Genomic DNA, 20340 nt, shown 5'->3' on the forward strand with positions numbered 1-20340 from the left:
GTGGCCCGGCGAGCAGGCGGGCGGGTGGCCCGCCTCGCGCCTTTCAGGCGCCGATGACCCAAAGCAGGAGTGATTCCAATCGTTTGACAGCGCATGCCCGGGGCACCCGCACGGGGCGTGGGCACCGTGACGCCGAGGCCGCCGCCGGTGCCAGGCCGGTTGCCGGAGCAGCCGGGATTTCCACCCGCGCGCGCATGGCCGCCCAAGCGTCGCCGGGCATTCGCCGGCGGATTTTAAGGGGCTTCCCCTGCTTACCGTTAACCACTTCGAAGATCCTTCGAGGCTCAATGTAAACCTCTCCGGCCGCGATGAAACGCAGCTCTATTCGCATCGAAACCGTACGACCGAGCAGCTACGGGCTGAATATAAATGGAGCGTTTCTTGCTTTCTCGTCTCTCGATGTCGTCGAAGATCCTGAGCAGCTTGGCGCTGTTCGCCCTGCTGGTCGCGGGAGTTGCGGCCACATCCCTGGATTCACTTCGTACGGTTGCCGCGACGACGCAGACGATGGCGACGGACGATGCCAGATCCCTGTATCTGGCCGCCACCGCCAAGGAGAAGATGGCGCGCGCGCACCAACTGACCTACGAGGCGATCGTCGCGGACGACCCCGCCGAGATCGCCGAGCAGTTCCGCGAAGCCGATGAGGAGTTTGCCGAGTTCGACCAGATCATGAAGGAGCTCGACACCTTCATCGACCGCTCACAGGCGACCTTCGACAAGGCGACCGACGACGCGACCAACTATCGCGCGACGTTGAAGGATGCGCGGAAGTTCATCGCCTCGAACCAGGATGTCCAGGCCAAGGCCCTGCTGGACATCATCACCGAGTATTACGATAGCTGCAACAACGCCCTGGCGGCCCTGGTCAAGGACCAGCAGGACGACCTCGCCGCGTCCGCGAAGGCCGCCAGCGACCTCTACGAACGCTCCTTCATCCGCACGGTCACCGGCACGACGGTCGGCGCCCTGTTCGCGTTCGCGCTGGCCATCTGGATCATCCGCAGCCAGGTGACCGGGCCGCTGAAGCGCCTGGCGGGCGTCATGCAGGTCCTGGCGAAGGGCGACCACTCCATCCAGGTCGAAGGGACCGCCCGCAGCGACGAAATCGGCCTGATGGCCAGGAACGTCCAGGTGTTCAAGGACAACGGCCTGGAGATGCGTCGCATGGAGGCGGACGCCGCCGAACGCAAGGCGCTGGCCGAGCGCGAACGCAAGGCCGCCATGCTCGGGTTGGCCGATCAGTTCGAGGCGAGCGTCCTGAGCGTCATCGAGGCGGTGTCGTCCGCAGCGGCCCACCTGCAGTCGAGCGCCCAGAGCATGTCGGCGATCGCCGAGGAGACGTCCCGCCGGTCGACCGCCGTCGCCGCGGCGACCGAACAGGCGTCGGTCAACGTCCAGACCGTCGCCTCGGCGTCCGAGGAGCTGGGCGGCTCGATCTCCGAGATCAGCCGCCAGGTGACCGACTCCTCGCACATGTCGCAGAGCGCGGTGGCCGAGGCGGAACGCACCAACGAGACCGTCGTCAGCCTCGCCTCGGCGGCGCAGCGGATCGGCGATGTCGTCGGCCTGATCCAGAACATCGCGAGCCAGACCAACCTGCTGGCGCTGAACGCCACCATCGAGGCGGCGCGCGCCGGAGAGGCCGGCAAGGGCTTCGCCGTGGTGGCGAGCGAGGTCAAGCAACTGGCCACCCAGACCGCCAAGGCGACCGAGGAGATCTCGGCCCAGATTTCCGAAATCCAGGCCCGCACCGACGGCGCGGTGGAGGCGATCCGCAGCATCGGCCGCACCATCGCGCAGGTGAACGAGATCTCCGGCGGCATCGCCGCCGCCGTCGAGGAGCAGTCGGCCGCCACCAGGGAGATCGGGCGGAACGTGCAGCAGGCGGCGCAGGGCACGCAGGAGGTTTCGACCAACATCACGGGCGTGAGCAGCGCCGCGGAAGAGGCGGGAACCGCCTCCAGCCAGGTTCTGTCCGCGGCCGGCCAACTGTCGCGCGAGGCCGATCGTCTCCGCGCCGAGGTGAACGCCTTCATCACCCGCATCCGGGCGGCCTGACGCGATCCCGGTCCACGGCCTGATCCACCGCCTGGCGCCTCGGCCGGGCGGCTTCCCGCGCGGCGCCTCTAGGGCCGCGCGGCGTAGCGTCGCGGCGAGCATCCCATCACGCGCTTGAAGGCGGTTCCGAACGCGCTTTCCGACTCGTAGCCCAGCGACGCCGCGATCGCGGAGACCGGTTCGCCGCCGCCGGACAGGCGGTCGCCGGCCAGCAGCATGCGCCAACGGGTCAGGTAGTCGATGGGGGACGAGCCGACGGTCGCCTTGAACCTCTCGGCGAAGGCCGAGCGCGACATGCCCGCCCGTTCGGCCAGCGCGGGAAGGGTCCAGCGCGCGCCGGGATCGGCGTGCATCGCGCCGAGGGCCGCGGCAAGCCGCGGATCGGCCAGGGCGAAGAGCCAGCCGACGCTCCGGCCAACCCCCTCTGCCAGATAGAGCCGCAACGCCTGCACCAGCATCATGTGGGCGAGGTGCCGGGCGACCAGCACGCCGCCCGGCTGCCCGCCGGTCAGCTCCCGCCGCATGCGCTCCAAGGCCCAGCGCAGGCCGTCCTTGTCGGCATCCTCGCGCAGGCGGACGATCGAGGGCATGGCCCCCAGCAGCATGTCGGCATGGGCGCCGCTGAAGGCGAAATGCCCGCCGAGGATCATCGTCCCGCCGCCGCCGTTCAGCGTCAGCACCCCGCCCGGCCCCACGGCCGGGGCCAGATCCGGATAGGGGACGGGGTCGAGCGCAAGGTCCGCCGCCAGCACGAACCGCCGCCCGTTGGGCAGAAGGACGCAGTCGCCCGCCTCCATCTCCAGCGGCTCGGCGGCGCCCTCCACCGTCAGCCAGCAGCGGCCCGACACCAGCGCGTAGCACTTGATGCCGGTGTGGGCGTTGAAACGGATCGACCAGCCGCCGGCGAGGTCGAAGCCGCCGGCAATGTAGGTGTGAGGCTTGAGAAGCGACAGGACGTCGGAGAGCGGGTCAACCGGCATTCTGGACGATCGCGAGGGTATTGCGGATTTCCGAGCATAGATTGTCCAGCCCCTTGCGTCTACCTAACTCCGGCACCCAGTCAACCGGCCCCGCGGGCGGACACGACGGCGTCCGCCCGCGGGCGCAAGACACAGGAGACCGGCATGGGCAGGCTTCAGGACAAGGTCGCCATCGTCACGGGCGGCAATTCGGGGATCGGCCGGGCGGCGGCGCTGCTGTTCGCCCGCGAGGGCGCCAGCGTCGCGGTCGCGGCGCGGCGCGAGGCGGAAGGGCGTGCGGTCGCCGACCGGATCGTCCGGGAGGGCAGCAAGGCGATCTTCGTGCGGACGGACGTGGCGGTGGCGGACGACCACCGCAAGCTGGTCGATGCGACGGTCGCGGCGTTCGGCAGGCTCGACCTCGCCTTCAACAACGCCGGCATGGCACAGTCCGGCACCGCCATCGCCGATCTCGGCGAAGACGAGTGGAACCGCGTGATCGCGGTCAACCTGACGGGCGTGTTCCTCGCCATGAAGCACCAGATCCCGGCGATGCTGGAAGCCGGGGGCGGTGCGATCGTCAACACCTCCTCGGTGGGCGGCCTCGTCGCCAATCCCGGGCTGTCGGCCTACCAGGCCTCCAAGCATGCGGTGATCGGCCTGACCAAGGTCGCGGCGCTGGAGCTCGCGCAGCGGAACATCCGGGTGAACGCGATCTGCCCCGGCGGCACGCGCAGCGAGATGTTCGACCAGTGGACGGCCGACCCGGCGGTGAATGCCCAGGTGCTGGCCGCGCATCCGATCGGGCGCTTCTCCGATCCGGCGGAGCAGGCCGAGGCGGCGCTTTTCCTTCTCAGCGACAAGGCCTCCTACGTGACGGGCGTGGCGCTGCCGGTCGACGGCGGAATGACCGTGCCGTGACGGCCGGCCGCCTGCTGTTGGGGGCCGCGAGGGTGCCGGCCTTGGCAAGCCAGACCCCCACCCCAACCCTCTCCCGCTGGGCGGGGGAGGTTAGGTGGGGGCAACGTCGAGGTCGCGCAGGGGCGGCGGAACGTGTGGAGCCACGGGGAAATCCGGCCCGTCGGGGAAACCGCGGCCGGTTGTGGCCCGGCTCACATCCGGGATCCGCGGGCTTGGGTAGGGTCTGTCCATCGACAACACGGCCGGACACCACGGCCCCCAGACAGGAGACCACACCATGATCCGCACCGCCCTGCTGACCGGCTTCGCCTCGCTCGCCCTGTTCGCCGCCCCGGCGATGGCGCAGAACGTCTCCACCATCTCCAACACCGCCGCCGGCATCGGCAACACCGCCGACCAGAGCGCCCTGGTGATGCAGCGGTCCAAGGGCGGCTTCGCCGGCCCGAACGTCTCCTCGGTCTCCAACCTCGCCGCCGGGATCGGCAACACCGCCACCCAGGGCGCCTTCGTCAGGCAGAGCAGCGGCGGGCTGTTCAACGGCGGGTCGGTGGCCGGCGTCTCCAACACCGCGGCGGGCATCGGCAACACCGCCGGGCAGGCTGCGACGGTGATGCAGCGGTCCGGCGGCATGCTCAGCGGCGGCTCGGTCGCCACCATCGGCAACACCGCGGCCGGCATCGGCAACACCGCCCTGCAGCGCGGCACCGTCCTCCAGCGCTCCGGCGGCCTGCTCGGCCCGTCCAACCTCTCCAGCATGCAGAACCTGTCGGCAGGCGTCGGCAACTTCGCCGGCCAGGGCGCCTTCGTCCAGCAGCGCTGAGCGGTCCGCCTCCTCCTCCCTGCAAGGCTTCCTCCCTGACCCTCGCTCCGGCCGGACCCCCGGCCGGAGCTTTCCTTTTCGGGCCGGCGCCCGTCCCACTGCCGCGGCCGCGGGGGAAAAAGGAAACGGGGCGATGTGTTGGCCGCCTCACATCGGCGCCGCGGCTCTCCCGATAGGCTGGATCCATCGCCCTTCCCCCGCAACCAGATGAAGGATACCATCCGATGATCCGCAGCATTCCGAACCGCGCCCCGTTCATGGCCGTCTTCGCCGCCGCGGCGCTGCTCTCGACCGCCGCGTCGGCCGACACCACGGCCATGGGCAGGGGCCGCGCCGCCGGCATCCCCGCCATGACCGTCGCCGGGATGGTCCCGGGACTGGCCAGCACCAATGTCGGCACTGCGACCAACGTCGGCGCCGGCATCGGCAACACGGCCCACCAGCAGGGGATCCTGGTCCAGGGTATGGGGCAGGCTGCCGGCCCCGGAATGGCCGTGCCGGGCCGCGGCGTCGGCCCGCTGGTCAGCACCAACGTCGGCACCGCGACGAACGTCGCCGCCGGCATCGGCAACGGCGCCGGCCAATCGGTGGCCGGGATGCCGGGCAGCGGCGTGCGGGTGGGGCTGAACTTCACCGGCCGCGGCCCGCTGGTCAGCACCGACGTCGGCATCGCCACCAACGTCACCGCCGGCATCGGCAACAGCGCGGTCCAGGCCCTGGCGGGCGGGCGCCGCTGACGACGGCGCGGCCGGCAAGGGCACGCCGGCTGCCGCTTCCATCCTTCCCGCCCCGGCCCCGCCCCGCTCCCCGGGCGGGAGCGGGGCGGGCCACCGCGTCCCGATCATGGGAGTCCCACGACCATGGGCAAGACCATCCTTCTTCTCGGCGCCACGCTCCTCGCCGCCACCCCGGCACTGGCGGACTCGCTGGCCTGCCAGACCGTCAACGGCAAGACCGTCTGCATGCGCGGGTCCGGCACCCTGAGCTGCCGCACCGTCGACGGCGAAACCCGCTGCACCGCCACGTCGGCGCAGGCGATGCGGGCGATCCCCTCGGACGACGGCGCGATGCTGCCGCCGCGGCCCGTCGATCCGGACCTGCGGGGATTCCTGGACCGCCGCCTTCCTCCCCAGGTCGGGCAAGTCGGCCAGGGCGGAGACTCATGGGCCTTCCCCGAAAATCCGGATGCCGATCCGGAACCGGACCCGGATTGAGGTGGGCCGGCGCCGAGGGCGGGGTAACGCCGATGACGGCGCCGGGCAGACCCGCAACGGCTGTACCATGCCGCGAGCGACCGGCCCTGAGACATCGCTCTGGAGGCCCTCCATGACCGCGATCCGGATCAACTTCGACAAGGACCTCGTTCTCGCCGGGCATTTCCTGCTGAAGCATCTGGAAGGCGAGGAACGCCGCCGGCTGGCGGCCGGCGCGCGGCTGTCCCACCACGGGCGCGGCGCGGTGATCTTCCAGAAGGGAGACCCCGGCGACAGCATGATGGCGGTCATCCGCGGCCGGGTGAAGATCTGCTCGCACTCGCTGGACGGCAAGGAACTGGTGCTGAGCATCATCAACAAGGGCGGCCTGTTCGGCGAGATCGCCCTGCTCGACGGCGAGCCGCGCACCGCCGACGCGGTGGCGCTGGAGGAAACCGACCTGCTGGTGGTCGACCGCGCGCAGTTGATGCCGCTGCTGACCGCCCGGCCGGACATTGCGCTGCGCATCATCGGCGTGCTGTGCAAGCGCCTGCGCCTGACCAGCGAGCATCTGGAGGACACGCTGTTCCTGGAGGCCGCCTCGCGCTTCGCGCGCGCGCTGAAGCGGCTGGGCGACGCCTTCGGCAAGCCGGCGGCCGACGGGCTGCGCCTGGACATCAAGCTGTCGCAGCAGCAGCTCGGCTGCCTGGTCGGCGTCTCACGCGAGAGCGTCAACAAGATGCTGAACGAATGGCAGCGCGCCGGCGTGATCCGGATGGAGGCCGGGATCATCACCATCCTCGACGCCGAGGCGCTGGAGGAGATCACGGAGTCCTGCGGCTGAGCGGCAATCGGCCGCCGCCTGTGGCCCAGACCACAGCGGCGGGGTGGCCGGCGCCCTATCCTGGCTCCCGGACAGCCCAGCGCATGTCCGCCCGCCACATGTCCGAGGGAGCCCGCGATGACCAAGCCCCGCCGCCTCCTGCTCGCCACAGGCGCCGCCCTGCTGCTGACCGCCGGCACCGCCGCGGCGCAGGTCAGCGGCGGCATCGGCTTTCCGTCCGGCCCGATCCCCGGCGCCGCCATGGCCCAGGCCCTGTCGCAGGTGCCGCGATTGCCGGTGTCGGTGGCGCCCAACCGCCGCGGCGCCCCTCCCGGCGCAATGGTCACCAACCCGTCGGCCAGCCGGTCCTCCGTGCACCAGCAATCGATCACCCGCATCCGCGGCGACGCCGGTTTCCTCGCCGGCTTCAGCAAGGGCCAGCCGTTGGCACCCAGCCGCCAAGCGCCGGTGCCGGCCGACCCAGCCCTCACGCTGATCGAGGCGCCCTTCATCGTGAACAACTTCAACAGCGCGCTGAACTTCGCCTTCGGCGACGGCAACCTCAGCCAGCAGCAGCTCGGCGACGGCAGCGGTGCCGCGCCGGCGGGTCCCAGCGGCCCGGCGCCGCAACCGCAGCCACAATCCCAGCCCCAGCCCCAGCCCCAACACGAGGCGCGGCAGCATCGGGAGGAAACCGCGCAGGTGCCGGATCCGCTGATGCGGACGGCGGGGCCGCTGCCCCACCTGCCCTTCGCGCTGGAGAATGGCGGCGTGCAGTTCAACAACCTGAACAGCTCGATCAACCTCGCCACCGGCACCGGCAACCGCGCCACCCAGACGGTGACGACCGTCCAGCGCTGAGCGCGACGCCGATCAGGCAGGTGGAGCAAGCATGGGGCTTGCGGATCGGCGACGGGGGAGCAACGGCCGCCAGACGATGTCGGACACCGGGTTGGCGGCATTTCCGGTATTCTTCATGCAGAGCCCGTCGTTTCTGTCGCACCGGCGCGGCTTGGCCAAGGGCACCGGGCGTGGGCGGTCGAACGCTCATACCCTGTCCGGGTTGACAGCAATCCCCAGCGACAACTCCGGCGGCAACCACCTGCAATCGATGCTGGACGGAGTGCCTTCCGATCAGTTCGACGCGGTATTCGCCACGATCGTCGAGGGTGCGGACGCGCCCGGCGCCACAAAAATCGTCCCCCAGCGCTTCCTCCGGCAGCAGGCTAGTGACGACGACGGTGAAGGAGCCGAGTTGGACGACGCAGCATAGGGTTATCTGAGAGAACGCCTCAGCCCTTCTATGAAACAGCGGGTACGAATCGAAAGGTGCCGCCGGCTGGGATAGATCGCATGGACGGCGATTTCGCTCTTAGCGTTCTCCGGCAGGACTTCCACCAGCTTACCCGTATTCAGGTCCATCTCGACGATGAATGAGGGGAGAAGCGCGATCCCGAGGCCCGCCACAGCCGCCACGCGGATCGCGTCGCCACTGTCAAAGCGGGCATGAGTGCCGCCAGCGACGATGGCGGGCTCCCCATCTTCTCCCGGCAGGTTCCATGCCGTTGACGTGGCACCCAACCCGTAGATCAGCCGCTGATGATGCACCAGGTCCGCAAGGCTGGCCGGAACGCCCTGCTTATGGAGGTATTGCGGCGACGCATAAAGCCCCAGCCGAGCCCGGTCGATTACCTGGGTGATATACTGGCCATTCGACGTGGCCAACCCGACCCGGATCGCAAGATCGAATCCCTCTTCCACGAGATCGACAAGCCGGTCGGTAAAACTCACTTCCACCGCCAGATCAGGCGCGTTTTCAAGGTAAGTCGCGAGATAGGGAATGACTTTCGATTTCCCATATCCTTCGGACACGGTCAGGCGCAGTGTTCCGCGTGGCCGAAGCTGGCTCTGACGAATGCTTGCCTCGGCCTCGGCAATGTCTTCAAGCAACTGCACGCTGCGCCTATAGAATTCATGACCTTCGGTGGTCAGGGACAGACGGCGCGTGGTCCGGTGAAACAGCCGGACCCCGAGATAGCTTTCCAGCCGCGCCAACGCCTTGCCGGCGGCAGAACGGGTCAGCCCCGTGGCCTTTCCGCCGCCGACAAAACTGCCGGCCTCGGCTATGGCGACAAAGATGCGCAACGCTCCGATATCGAGATCGGAGGCGACGGGCAGACGCTTGGCGATATCTCGGCTCTGCATTGGGGAAATTTCTTCGTCAATTGAAGGCCTACATTACCGATTGTCGAACAGATTACGAAAGGTACTGTAAATGCCCTCCGCGAACGCGCTTCCCCAGAACGCACAGAGCGCCCTCGATGGCTGGATCGCCGCCGCTGCCCCGGTGGTGGAGAAGATCTGCGGCACGTCAGAAGCCGGTTGGGCGCAAGTCCGGGCCAGCTATATGAGCGGCCTGAACCACCTGTTTCCCGCGCCGGAAGGGGTGACCTTCGGGGCCATGGCGCTGGATTCGGTATCTGCGATGACGGTGGTTCCCGAAGGCAAGACGCAGGGGCGGGTTCTGCTCTATATCCACGGCGGCGGATATGTCCATGGCGGCGTCGAAGGCTATCGGGGTTTGACCGGACGACTTGCAAGCGCCCTGAATGCGGAGGTCTATGCGCCCGATTATCGTCAGGCTCCGGAATTCCCGTTTCCAACACCGATCGATGATGTGTTTGCTGCCTACCGCGCTCTTCTCTCGTCGGGCGTCGATCCGCACAATCTTGTTCTGGCAGGCGATTCAGCCGGCGGGGCGATGGTCGTCACCATAATGCGCAAGGCTCGTGATGCGGGGATCGCGTTGCCCGCGGCAGGTGTCGCCTTTTCGCCATGGGCCAATCTGACCCATAGTGGTTTGTCCGCCACCGTGCGCGACGGGATCGATCCGCTTTGCAGCGTCGATTTCCTGAACAAGCTGGCACGGATGTTCCTCGCCGGGGAATTGCCGACACATCCCGACGCCTCTCCAGTCTTCGCAGATGTTCACGATCTGGCGCCGATCCTGGTTCAAATCGGCGAGAACGAGGTCATGCTCAGCGATGCGATCCGCCTTGCGGCCAATCTGGGCGAGGCACGGGTGCGCACTTCGCTTGAAGTCTGGCCGGGCATGTTCCACGTCTGGCATCTGCTGGCCGGAATCCTGCCCGATGCCGATCAAGCGCTACGCAATGCCGTGCGGTTCCTTGATGACGCGCTGCACGCGGGAGCGCAACGAGATGGGCGCCGCACTTCCATTTAGGGTCCGTTGACAGTTGCGCGAAGAAGGGGATTCCCGTCGTCGCCGAAATCCGGTTCAAGGCTGCCAAAGAGGAGGTGGCCTTGGATCGGATGGTTCTGCGTGACGAGCAGTGGGAGCGGATAGCCGAAAGTGTTTCCAGAAAGCGCCGGGCGCTGACACTCCGCGCCCATACATGGAAGAGCATTCAAGCAATAATGCCAAATCCGGAAAATTCCGGCTCTTGCCGTTGCGGACTGCGTTGAGTATGGCGCCTCGTTCGTGGTGCTGAGCCTCCCGGCTGACGGACAACTCCGGGGTCTGGTGACCACCGCCCTGTTTTTCGAACATGAGGCTGTGTCTGACGAACTGATGCTGGAGACGGTCGTCAATGGCAGGGCGGACGTGCCGGTGACCCATAATGTCCGGGGCTTTGCCGCAGCCGCAAGGTTCGGCATTCCCGTGCTCCACCCGGCGGAGGTCCTCGCAGGAGTGGCGACATGGGCAAGGCGACCTGTCCCCTGAAACTGCCCGCCTCCGTCAAGGGCGCCGCGGCCCGGCTCGCTCGGGAAGAGGGCGTATCGCCGACCCAGTGGATCGCCTCTGGCGTCGCGGAAAAGGTCGGCGGGGCCGCTGCCGCACCTGCCCTTCGCGCTGGAAAACGGCGGCGTGCGGTTCAACAACGTCAACAGCTCGGTCAACCTCGCCACCGGCATCGGCAACCGCGCCAGCCAGACGGTCGGGTCCGCCCAGCGCTGACGCCGCCTCACTTGAGGTCGCGGGCGACACGGAAGCCGTTGTCGAGGTAGCGGACGTCGGCGTCGTAGAAGTTGCGCAGGCCGGCGGCGATCTCGGCCGGCTTGTTGCGCCAGGAGCCGCCGCGCAGCACCCGCTTGCGGCAGTCGCCCTTGGTCCAGGCGCCGCCGTCGGCGGGGGCGCCGCGATAGTCGCGGTTCCAGCAGTCGGCCACCCATTCGGCGACGCCGCCGTTCATGTCGTGCAGGCCGAAGGGATTGGGCCTGTAGCTGCCGACCGCCGCCGGGGCCAGGGCCTCGTGCGGGCCGCCGCAGCCGTCGCAGTCGGCGAAGACGCCCGTCTCGCCGCCCCACCACAGCGGCCCGGCGGTGCCGGCACGCGCGGCATACTCCCATTCCGCCTCGCTGGGCAGCCGGTAGCGCTGGCCGGTCTTGCGGCTGAGCCACGCCACATAGGCGTCGGCATCCTTCCAATGGACGTTGTGGACCGGCGTGGCGTCGGTGGCGTCGGAGATCCGCGGCATCTCGGCACAGCCGCCCTCCTGCATGCAGGCGCGCCATTCGCCGACGGTGACCTCGTAGACGCCGAGCGCGAAGGGCTTGGCGATGGCGACGCGGTGGGCCGGCCGCTCCGAGGCGTCGCCGCGGTCGTTGCCCATGGTGAAGCTGCCGGCGGGCACCCGCAGCATCACCGGGCAGGTCGGGCAGTCCTGGAAGCTGTTGCCGGAGCCGTGGTTGCGGGCGGCCCCATTCGCCGCCCCGCTCCCGCTGCCGGTCGGGGGTGGCGGGGCCGCGGCCGCCATCTGGCCCGCCGCCTGGCTGGCCGACTGGCCGGCAGCGCCGGAGGGATCGGGGGGCGGAGCCGTCGGCGGTGCGGGTTGCGGAAGCGGTTGAGAAGGCGGTTGCGAAGGCGGTTGCGGGCCGGCGGCCGTCTCGGCACGGCCGTGGGCGCCGAGCATCTCAAGCTGGCGGCGCGCCAGCGCGGCATGGCCGCCGTTGCCGAAGAGCTGGAGGAAGGCCCGGTAGTCGCCGGGCTCGCTGCTGGTGCGGACGCGCGTCCAGACGCTCTCCTCCAGGTCCGCCACCGGGGCCGTGCCGGGACCGGCGACCTCCAGCTCGACCGTCGCTGCGGCGCTGCCGCCACGGCCGTCCTCGACGCTGTAGCGTAGGCTGCCGGCCGGGCCGGGCGCCGCCGCGCCGGGGTCGAAGCTGAGGGCGGCCAGCGCCTGCACCGTCAGCCGGTCGCCCGCCGCCACCGCGGCGGCGCCGTTGCGCACCGTGCCGCGGTCGGGGACGCCGGTGACGGTGACGGTCAGGCTGTCGCCGTCGGGGTCGGTCGGCGCCTCGATCGCCAGCGGATTGGCGACGGCGCGCAGCCGGCGCTCGGCCGCGACGACGGGCGGCCGATTGCCCGGCAGGATGGTGACCGGGACGGTGCCGGCGGTCGAGCCGCCGCGCCCGTCGGACACCGTGAACTCGAAGGCGCCGGCATCGCCGTTGAAGCTGCCGTCGGGCTTGAAGGTGGTGGCGGCGAGCTGCTCGGCGGTCAGGTAGTCGCCGATCAGCACGCTGCGCTCGTCGACGCGCACGCTGCCGCCGCGCGGCAGGCCGGTGACGCGGGCGAAGATCTGGTCGTCGTCGGGGTCCGACGGCTTGCCGACATTCATCGGCGCGGCGCCGCCCTTGTCGGTGACGGTCAGCGCCATCAGGTCGCCCAGCACCGGCGCCCGGTTGGACGGCCGCGGGTTGAAGTAGAAGGGCGCCGCCCCCAGCGAGCCGTAGATGAAGGGCTCCTGCCGGCCGTTGGTCGCCTGCCGCACGGTGTCGCGCACGTTGCGGAAGAACAGGCTGAGCTCCAGCCCCGGCGTCTTCAGGTGTTCGAGCAGGGCGGCGCTGTAGGGGCTGTGGTCGCCGGTGCCGTCCTCGGCGAGTTGGTCGGCGCGGGTCGCCATGGCGACCAGGGTGTCGCTGGGGGTGTCGTCGACGCTGCCGAAGCCGGGGTGCGCCTGGATGCGGTTGGAGCCGGTGCGGGTCAGCCGGTCGACGAAGGGGTTGTTGCGGCAGGCGTCGAGGATGAGGATGCCGAGCTTGCGGGCCTGCGCCAGCTCGCCCAGCGGCAGGTTCAGCGGGATCGCCTCGTAGACGAGGTCGCGCTCGCGTTCGAGCTGGGCGTCCGCCGGGATCAGGTAGTTGACGCCGCCGACCTGGATGCCGTGGCCGGCATAGAAGATGACCGCCACGTCGGCCTGCGAGGCGCGCAGGCCGAACTGCCGCAGCGCGGTGGAGAAGCCGCGGGCGTCGAGGTCGTACAGCTCGTCGACGGTGAAGTTGAGCCCGCGCAGCGCCTCGCCGATGGCGCGGGCGTCGTTGCGCGGGTTCAGCAGCTCCGGCGCGTTGGTGTAGGTGCCGACGCCGATCACCAGAGCGTAGCGGCTTTCGGGGCGGCTTTCTGGGCGGCTGTCCGAACGGCTGTCGGGACCGCCCGCGGGACCGGCGGCCAGCGCAAGGCCCCACGGCCCCGCCACCACGAGCAGGATCGCCAGAACCATGCCCAACGCCGGGCGCGGCCCGTTCCATGTCACCATTCCGCCTCCCTGCCCGGCGAAAGCGGCGCCGACAGCCGTCGGATTTTTCCAAATATTTCCCGAAACCCGCCAAGGATCGCAAGAACGATACAGAGGAAACAGGGGGCTTCCAAGCCGTTCCTCCGGCCTACCTCCGGCAATCGGGGACTTGTCCGCCCCAAGGGATTACTTCATCCGCTGGCGCTCTGGTCCCGGCCGCCGGCAGCCTCGTCGAGCAGCAGCCAGATGCGCACGCTCCGCATCTTGCCCTTCAGCGCGACCTCGCCCACCGGCAGGGCGGCGACGCGGTCGCGCACCGCCTGCCAGGTCGGCTCGCCGACGATGATGCGGCAGTGAGGCGAGCTGCGGGCCGCGACCTGCTTGCCGTAGGCCTCCAGCCGGGCGGCGGTGTTGGCGGTGTCGCCGAGCAGCGAATATTCGCTGTGGCGCAGCCCGCCGAGGCTGCCGGCGACCAGCGGGCCGGTGTGCAGGCCGACGCGGATGCCGACCGGCGGCAGCCCCTCCTCCTGCCAGCGCCGGTTCAGCGTCGCCAGCTCCCGCCCCATCTGCAGCGCGCAGGCGACGGCACGGCCGGCGTCGGCGTCGATCTCCGCCCGCGTGGTGCGGGCGACCGGCGCCCCGAAGACCGCCAGCACGGCGTCGCCGACGAAGCGCAGCACCACCCCGTCATGGGCGGCGACGATCCGGACCATGGCGTCGAGATAGCCTTCCAGCCAGCGGATCAGCGGTTCCGGCTCCAGCGCCTCGCAGATGGTGGTGAAGCCCTCGATGTCCGAGAAGAGCACGGTGGCGGTGAGCTGCTGCGGCCGCGGCCGGCCGCCGGCCATGAAGGTCGCGCGCGCGCGCCAGATCTCGTCGGCGACCGGCTGCGAGACGTGGTTGGCGAACAGCCGCATCATCACCCGGCGGTCGGCCCGCTCGCGCAGCGACAGGTGCGCCGTCATGGCGGCGATGCCGAGCCCCCAGGCCAGCGACGGCGCCACCAGCGGCACCAGCGGCCCGCCGGCCGAGTACAGCGCCGCCGCGCCGGCCCAGGCGGCGGCCAGCAGCAGCAGGGCCGCCGGGGCCAGCAGCCACAGCGGCGGCGCCGACGCCGCCAGCGCCACCCCGGCGGCCGCAGCCAGCACGGCGAGCGCCGCCTCCCCCGCGGCCGGCAGCCGCGGGCTGGTCCGCCCGTCGAGGAGCTGGGCCAGGACATGGGCCTCGACCTCGACGCCGGGGGTCGAGGAGCCGGCCGGCGACAGCGGCGTGCGGTGCTGGTCGATCCCCGCCAGCGCGGTGCCGACCAGCACCAGCCGCCCGGCCAGCCACTCCTTCGGCAGCAGCGCCACCGCGTCGGCGGGATAGACCGGAAAGGGGGCGGTGGCGGCGTCGGGGCGCCCGTGCCAGGCGATGCGGAACGGCTCGGCCGGCACCGCCGCGGCGCCGCCGAGGCGGGCGAGCCGCACCGGCAGGCTGGGCGTACCGTCGGCGCCGAAGGGCACGTGCCAGCGCACCACCGCGTCCAGCCGGTCCTTGGCGAGGTTGGCGTGGCCGCGCGGCAGGCCGTCGGTGAAGCCGTCGAGGAAGCGGCGCTGCCGCTCGGTCAGCGGCGTCTGGTCGAGCGCGGTGATCGCCACCACCGGCACCGCCGCCCCGAGCAGGGCCCGGCGCAGCCGCTCGTCCTGGGCCGGCAGGGTCGGCTGGTCGAACAGGATGTCGATGCCGATGGCCTTCACCCCCGCCGCCGCCAGGACGGCGACGATGTCGGCCAGCATGCCGCGGTCGAGCGGCGAGCGGCAGGCCAGCCCGGCGAAGCTGTCCTCGCCGAACAGCACCAGCGCTACGGCCGGATGCTGCGGCTCGGCAGGGGCGGCCCCGGCGGCGAGCCGGTCGGCCAGCGTCTCGTCGGCGGCATGCAGCGGCGGCACCAGCCGCGCCGCGGCGAAGGCCAGCACGGCGCTGCCCAGCACCACCGCCAGGGTCAGGCGCCACCGGGGATGCCGCGCGGGCTGCGGGCGGCCTGCCTCCGGTCCACCGCCGCCGGCTTCGGCGGCAACCGTTTCGGCAGCAACGGCTTTGGCGGCGGCACGGCCGCGGCGGCGGGGAGAGCCATCCATGCGGCGCCCTCACCGGATGGTGAGGGCGAGGCGGGCGGAGGCCGCCTCGCCGTCGCGCAGGCCGGACATGGTGCGGTCGAGCCGGGCGGCATCGGCGTCGGACAGCGGCCGGAACGGCTCGGCCCGGCCCGGCATCTCGCCGTCCAGGTCGCGGACGGCGGCGAGGCACTGCACCTCCAGCGCGCCGTCGCCGGCCCGCAGCGGCAGCGGCATGCGCTCGCCCGGCAGGGTCAGCGGCGCATTGCCCGCCACCTCGGCGCTCTTCGCCGCCCCGGCGGGAAAGATGGGAACGAGCTGGGCCCGCGCGTTGCGCAGGTAGCAGTAGACATGGGCGTCGCGGTCGGTCCTCACCTGCAGCCGGATGTCCTCGCCAGGCCGGTAGGCGGCGGCGGGGCCGCGTTCGGCGGTGACGGACAGGTCGAGCGGCAGCGCCGCGTCGCGCAGCGCCGCCAGCGCCGCCCCGAGCTGGGCGGCGCAGCCGGCCGCGGCCATGCCGACCGCCATGCCGGCAGCGCCGGACGCCTCGACCACATGGAAGCGCAGCGAGCCAAGCAGCGTGCCGTCGGCGCGCAGGACCCGCACCTCGCTGCCGTGGCCGAGCGGCAGCGACGGCGGCCAGGGAGCGGGGGTTCCGGCGGTCCAGGCGATCGGGATCCCCCCTCCCTGCCCGCCACCGCCACCACTCCCACCGGGGCCGCCAGCGGAACCGTCGGCGTCGGCCAGCAGCAGGCGGTCCAGCGCCGGATCGGCGGGGCGGCGCAGCGGCGGCGGGCTGCCCGCCCGCATGCAGTAGGTTCCGGGCAGCGAGGGATCGAGCGCCAGCGCCCTGTCGAGCGCGCCGTCCAGCCGGTTGCCGAGCGCCCGCGCGGCACCGAGGTCGGTCTGCACGAAGCGGTCGTCGGCGGTGGCGCCGGCCGGCGGGCGGCCCGACGGCACGGCGGCGTCCGGCACGCCGTCATAGGGACCGCGCAGGCGCAGCAGCCGGCCGTTGGCGAACAGGACGGTGGCGCCGGCCCCCTCGGGCAGGCGGACCGCCTGTCCGTCGGGCAGGAGCTGGCCCAGCGTGTAGCCGGGGGCGTTCGACGCCACCACCACCGCCTCGGCCCGCAGGCCGCCGGCCTGTCCGCAGGCGAGCGCCGCGACCGCCACGGCCGGCAGCAGACGCAAGAGGGTATCGCGGGCCATGGGCCGGCTCCTTCCGGGATGCGCCGTCATCCGCCCTTCTCACGGGGCGTCAGCAGGCAGGTGGTGCGGAATTGCGTGGTGACCGACATGATGCCGTCGGACGCGCCGCTGCGGCGGAAGCGGAGCCCGTCGAGTTGCCCGGCGATGCTGAGCGACACGACGGCGAGGTCGGTCTCGTCGATGATCTTGCGGCCGTCCTGCCAGCACTGCACCCGCACCCGGTTGCCGGACGGAACCACGTCGACGCCGCCCGGCTGCGGCCCGGAGGCGCGGTCTTCCGACTTGCGGACGAGGGTGGCGCCCGCGGTGCCGGCGAACAGCAGGCAGAGGGCGACGAACGGCAGGACCGCCGCCCGGACCGCCGCCCGGACCTCCATCGGAACCGCCATCGGGAGTGGTTTCATGGCATCGTTCCTCCATCCTGCCGGCGGTCAGCGCGACGGCTTGAATTCGACGCGGCGGTTGCGGCTGTCGTAGGGGTCGGCGGCGAGCGGGGCGGTCGGGCCGCGGCCGTCCACGGTGATGCGGCCCGGATCGATGTGGTGGACGCGGACCAGATACTCGCCCACCGCCACCGCACGCCGCTGCGACAGCAGCATGTTGTAGGCGAGGCTGCCGGTGGCGTCGGTGTGGCCCTGCACCGTCAGGGCGAGCCCGCCGTCCTCGGCCATCAGCTTGCCCACCGCATCGATATAGCCGGCGGAGTCGGCCGGGATGTCGGCGGAATTGAAGGCGAAGTTGATGCGGAAGCCGAAGGCCTGCGGCGCCGGGTCCTGTTCGGTGACGGCATGCTCGACGGCGGCCTGTTCGGCGGGAACGGCGGCTTCCTGCGCCGCCGCCGGGGGGGCCGGGGGGGCTTCGCGGTGCCGCCGCGCTGCCGTGCGGTCCGGCGCCTGCCGGGAGGAGGCGGACTGCGGCGCCGCCGGAGAGGCCGCGGCCGGGGTGACGGCAGGAGTGGCGGGAGCGGAAGACGGCGGCAGGGCGTAGTTCACCTCGTCGACCGGCCGCGGGCGGCGGGCGGCGGCATCGGCGGCTCCGCCGACGATCTCGATGCTGCGCGTGCGGATTTTCTGGCCGCCGGCGTCCGGGGCGACCAGCCCGCGCAGCTCGTCGACGCTGGGCGGGCGGTCGAACATCATCACCCGCGAGGCGCCGCTGCCCTCGACGGTCTGGGCAGCGGCCGGCAGCGCGCAGAGCAGGGCGGCAACCGTGATCGGCAGGACGAACGGAACGGCGGAGGGCAGCGCGGACCTGGTCATCGGAAGCTCCATCGGCAGGGGGAATGCGTCGTCTTCCCCGGTTCTATCCCCTGCCCGCCCCGCCCCGCTGTGAGCCGGTCAACACCCGGACGGGGATTTCCCGCCCCCTCGCCCTTGCGCCCTCATCATTCGGCGTCGTCATTTCCGCACCGTCCGATGCACCCATCCGGCGGCCGTGTCACCAGCGGGCATGACGGCTGGCATCACCATCTGCGGGGGGGAGGTTCCGTGACGGGACGGTCCCCTCACCCTCCCTGCGCCACGGTTCCCGGCAGCACGCGGACCGTCAGGTAACGGGCGCGGGCGTCGCTGCCCTTGGCGGCGGCGAAGGCGTCGACGACGTCCTTCAGCGCGGTGCCGGGGATCGGCTGGAGGTCGTCGCGCTTGAGGCTGTCCGGGATGCGCAGGCCGATCTCGTCGTGGGAGACGATGCAGGCGACCGCCTCCTCCGCGCCCGGTCGGTCCATGCGCAGGTTGAAGGGCTTGCGCACCCCCGGCGGGATCTCGACCTGCCGGCCGGCCTCGACGAAGGCGTCGGGCTGGAAGCGGTTGGGGAAGATGCGGGCGACCGTGCCGGCGGCGTCCTGGTAGTAGCAGTAGACGAAGCCGTCCGCCCGCGGCTGGACCCGCAGGACCAGCGCCTCGCCGGCGCGGTAGCGCGGGGTGGGGCCACGGTCCGAACTCAGCACGAGATCGAGCCCGGCCGGCGACGGGGCGGCGCGCGGCAGCCCCTCGCCGCCGGCGTTGCTGACGGACTGGAGACGGGCCGGCGGCGCGCCGTCGCGGCCCGGCGGCCGGGCGAGCAGGCGCTGGTAGAGGTCGAAGTCGATGCGGCCGGTGGCGATCAGGTCGTGGTCGGCCTGGTAGCGGCCGACTGCCTCGGCGGTGCGCTCGTCGAGCCGGCCGTCGGCCGCCCCCTCGTAATAGCCGTCGGCGGCCAGCGCGCGCTGGGCGAAGGAGATGCGTTCGGTCGGCGACATGCCTTCGAACCAGCCGCGCGCCTCGGCCATGAAGGCGGGATTGGTCTGGTCGATGCCCAGGCATTGCCAGTAGGGCACGCGGGTCAGCTTGCCCAGCACCTCGATGGTGCTGAGCTCGACCAGGGTGCGGACGGCCTGGTGCAGTCCCTCGGTCCGGTTGAGCGAGACGTTGAAGGAGAGGCCGGCCTTGCCGATCAGCCCGCCGGCATCCGCCCCCTTGCCCGATGAGACCACCGCCAGCGTGTTCGAGGCCGACATGCCGGGGATGATCTGGCGGGTCACCAGCTCGCCGACGTTGAGGTCGACCGAGACCATCGACACCACCTGGTCGGCGGAGACGCCGAGGTCGAGCTTGGGCAGCGACAGCCCGGCGTTCGCGGCCTCGCTGACGACGTTGTCGTCGAGCTGGGTGATGGCGCCGCGGATGTAGTAGGAGGGCGCGCGGAAGTCCGGCTGCACGCCGATCAGCCAGTAGAGCGCGTTGACGTCGTCGAGCGCCGGCTCGAAATCGACGAAGCGGAAGGCGTTCGAGGTCTCGGACATGCGGGAGACGGCGGTGATGAGCATCTCCTTGGTGCCGCCGGCGACGCGGCCGGTGGCGTCCGGCAGGCCGTTGGCGGTGAGATAGATGTCACGCTTGCCGTGGGCCCACAGCAGCCCGTCCATGCAGCGCAGCGCCTCGCTGAAGCTGCTGATGGTGCGTACCGCCGGCGTCTTGGGCTGCTGCACCACGCGGGCGGATTCGCCGGAGGTGAAGCAGCCGCCGAGCGCCAGCGTCAGGACGATGGCCGCCAGCGGCCGGAGCTTGCTCATGCCGTCATCTCCTTGCGGTGTGCTGCGGGCGATCCTTCCCGGCCGGCCCCGTCCGGCCGTCAGCGTGCCGAAAGCTGCTGGCTGCCGCGGTCGGCGCGGACGGTGATGGTGATCTTCTTCGACATGATCGGCGGGTCGTGCGGCACATGATCGGCATCGGCCAGCACGAGCTGCAGCGTGTGGCGCCCCGGCGGCAGGTCCAAGACCGTCTCGGTCTGACCCTTGCCGAAATGCAGGTGCTGCTTGTCGCTGGGGATCGGCTCGTCGAAGGATTTCAGGTCGGTGTCGATCAGCAGGTGATGGTGGCCGGTGTTCTCCCGGCGCACGCCGGCCGGCGCGACGCCGAAATTGCGCAGGCCGAACCACACCTTGAACCGCGTCCCCACCACCTCGCCGTTGTTCGGCCAGCCGATGTAGAGCCAGGCGTCCTTGTTGCCCGGTGTCCGCCGCGGGCCGTCGGTCCCGGCGGCGGGCCGGGCCGGGTCGCCGGATGCGTCGTGATGGTCATGTCCGGCCTGCTGCGGCGCTTCACCGGCCGCCGCGGCCGGCCGGCCGCAGGCCAGCGCCAGCAGCATGACGGCCACGACAGCGGCAGGGGATATGGCGGACTGCGCGATCGTCGACTTCATGACGGCCTCCCCGGCGGTCGGTGTGGCGGGCGGAGCGA

General features: G+C 71.2%; 18 protein-coding genes. 9 read left to right on the top strand and 9 right to left on the bottom strand.

Annotation, left to right across the window (positions count from 1 at the left end):
* Positions 1-381 precede the first annotated feature (381 nt).
* Positions 382-2061 carry a methyl-accepting chemotaxis protein gene (locus tag J2850_RS23940; protein ID WP_246513465.1) on the top strand — a complete coding sequence of 560 codons (1680 nt, stop codon included), beginning with the start codon at positions 382-384 and terminating at the stop codon, positions 2059-2061.
* A 68-nt stretch (positions 2062-2129) separates the two neighbouring features.
* Here the strand turns inward: J2850_RS23940 and J2850_RS23945 are convergent, their stop codons facing one another.
* On the bottom strand, positions 2130-3041 hold the full coding sequence (locus tag J2850_RS23945) for an AraC family transcriptional regulator (RefSeq protein WP_209987421.1): 912 nt from the start codon (positions 3039-3041) through the stop codon (positions 2130-2132).
* Between the two features lie 144 nt (positions 3042-3185).
* Here J2850_RS23945 and J2850_RS23950 point away from each other — a divergent pair, with 144 nt between their 5' ends.
* The 7 genes from J2850_RS23950 to J2850_RS23980 all read left to right on the top strand — a co-directional run bounded on the left by J2850_RS23950 (position 3186) and on the right by J2850_RS23980 (position 8050).
* Positions 3186-3941: an SDR family NAD(P)-dependent oxidoreductase gene (locus tag J2850_RS23950; RefSeq protein WP_209987423.1), complete on the top strand. Its 756-nt coding sequence runs from the start codon at positions 3186-3188 to the stop codon at positions 3939-3941.
* A gap of 277 nt (positions 3942-4218) precedes the next feature.
* Complete coding sequence (locus J2850_RS23955) at positions 4219-4761, top strand: hypothetical protein (RefSeq protein WP_209987424.1); 543 nt, start codon at positions 4219-4221, stop codon at positions 4759-4761.
* A gap of 224 nt (positions 4762-4985) precedes the next feature.
* Positions 4986-5498, top strand: a complete 513-nt coding sequence (locus J2850_RS23960) for a hypothetical protein (protein ID WP_209987426.1) — start codon at positions 4986-4988, stop codon at positions 5496-5498.
* 123 nt (positions 5499-5621) lie between these two features.
* Positions 5622-5975: a hypothetical protein gene (locus J2850_RS23965; protein ID WP_209987428.1), complete on the top strand. Its 354-nt coding sequence runs from the start codon at positions 5622-5624 to the stop codon at positions 5973-5975.
* Between the two features lie 112 nt (positions 5976-6087).
* Positions 6088-6798, top strand: a complete 711-nt coding sequence (locus tag J2850_RS23970; protein ID WP_209987430.1) for a Crp/Fnr family transcriptional regulator — start codon at positions 6088-6090, stop codon at positions 6796-6798.
* 117 nt (positions 6799-6915) lie between these two features.
* Positions 6916-7638, top strand: a complete 723-nt coding sequence (locus J2850_RS23975) for a hypothetical protein (protein WP_209987432.1) — start codon at positions 6916-6918, stop codon at positions 7636-7638.
* A 31-nt stretch (positions 7639-7669) separates the two neighbouring features.
* Complete coding sequence (locus J2850_RS23980; protein WP_209987434.1) at positions 7670-8050, top strand: hypothetical protein; 381 nt, start codon at positions 7670-7672, stop codon at positions 8048-8050.
* Between the two features lie 2 nt (positions 8051-8052).
* Here the strand turns inward: J2850_RS23980 and J2850_RS23985 are convergent, their stop codons facing one another.
* On the bottom strand, positions 8053-8982 hold the full coding sequence (locus tag J2850_RS23985; protein ID WP_209987436.1) for a LysR family transcriptional regulator: 930 nt from the start codon (positions 8980-8982) through the stop codon (positions 8053-8055).
* Positions 8983-9052: 70 nt separating this feature from the next.
* Here J2850_RS23985 and J2850_RS23990 point away from each other — a divergent pair, with 70 nt between their 5' ends.
* Positions 9053-10021, top strand: a complete 969-nt coding sequence (locus J2850_RS23990; protein ID WP_209987437.1) for an alpha/beta hydrolase — start codon at positions 9053-9055, stop codon at positions 10019-10021.
* A gap of 742 nt (positions 10022-10763) precedes the next feature.
* Here J2850_RS23990 and J2850_RS23995 read toward each other — a convergent pair.
* The 7 genes from J2850_RS23995 to J2850_RS24025 all read right to left on the bottom strand — a co-directional run bounded on the left by J2850_RS23995 (position 10764) and on the right by J2850_RS24025 (position 20302).
* Positions 10764-13337 (bottom strand): SUMF1/EgtB/PvdO family nonheme iron enzyme, encoded by a 2574-nt coding sequence (locus J2850_RS23995; RefSeq protein WP_209987440.1) that lies wholly within the window; start codon positions 13335-13337, stop codon positions 10764-10766.
* Between the two features lie 170 nt (positions 13338-13507).
* Positions 13508-15436 carry an adenylate/guanylate cyclase domain-containing protein gene (locus J2850_RS24000; protein WP_209987441.1) on the bottom strand — a complete coding sequence of 643 codons (1929 nt, stop codon included), beginning with the start codon at positions 15434-15436 and terminating at the stop codon, positions 13508-13510.
* A 9-nt stretch (positions 15437-15445) separates the two neighbouring features.
* Positions 15446-16621: a DUF4384 domain-containing protein gene (locus tag J2850_RS24005; RefSeq protein ID WP_209987443.1), complete on the bottom strand. Its 1176-nt coding sequence runs from the start codon at positions 16619-16621 to the stop codon at positions 15446-15448.
* Positions 16622-16647: 26 nt separating this feature from the next.
* A complete protein-coding gene (locus J2850_RS24010) occupies positions 16648-17025 on the bottom strand; it encodes a hypothetical protein (RefSeq protein ID WP_209987445.1) in 378 nt (125 codons plus the stop codon).
* A 27-nt stretch (positions 17026-17052) separates the two neighbouring features.
* Positions 17053-17880, bottom strand: a complete 828-nt coding sequence (locus J2850_RS24015; RefSeq protein ID WP_209987447.1) for an OmpA family protein — start codon at positions 17878-17880, stop codon at positions 17053-17055.
* A gap of 245 nt (positions 17881-18125) precedes the next feature.
* Positions 18126-19673, bottom strand: a complete 1548-nt coding sequence (locus tag J2850_RS24020) for a DUF4384 domain-containing protein (RefSeq protein WP_209987452.1) — start codon at positions 19671-19673, stop codon at positions 18126-18128.
* Between the two features lie 59 nt (positions 19674-19732).
* A complete protein-coding gene (locus J2850_RS24025) occupies positions 19733-20302 on the bottom strand; it encodes a DUF4399 domain-containing protein (protein WP_246513467.1) in 570 nt (189 codons plus the stop codon).
* Positions 20303-20340: the final 38 nt, after the last annotated feature.

This window comes from Azospirillum picis (assembly GCF_017876115.1).
Taxonomy (GTDB): Bacteria; Pseudomonadota; Alphaproteobacteria; order Azospirillales; family Azospirillaceae; genus Azospirillum; species Azospirillum picis.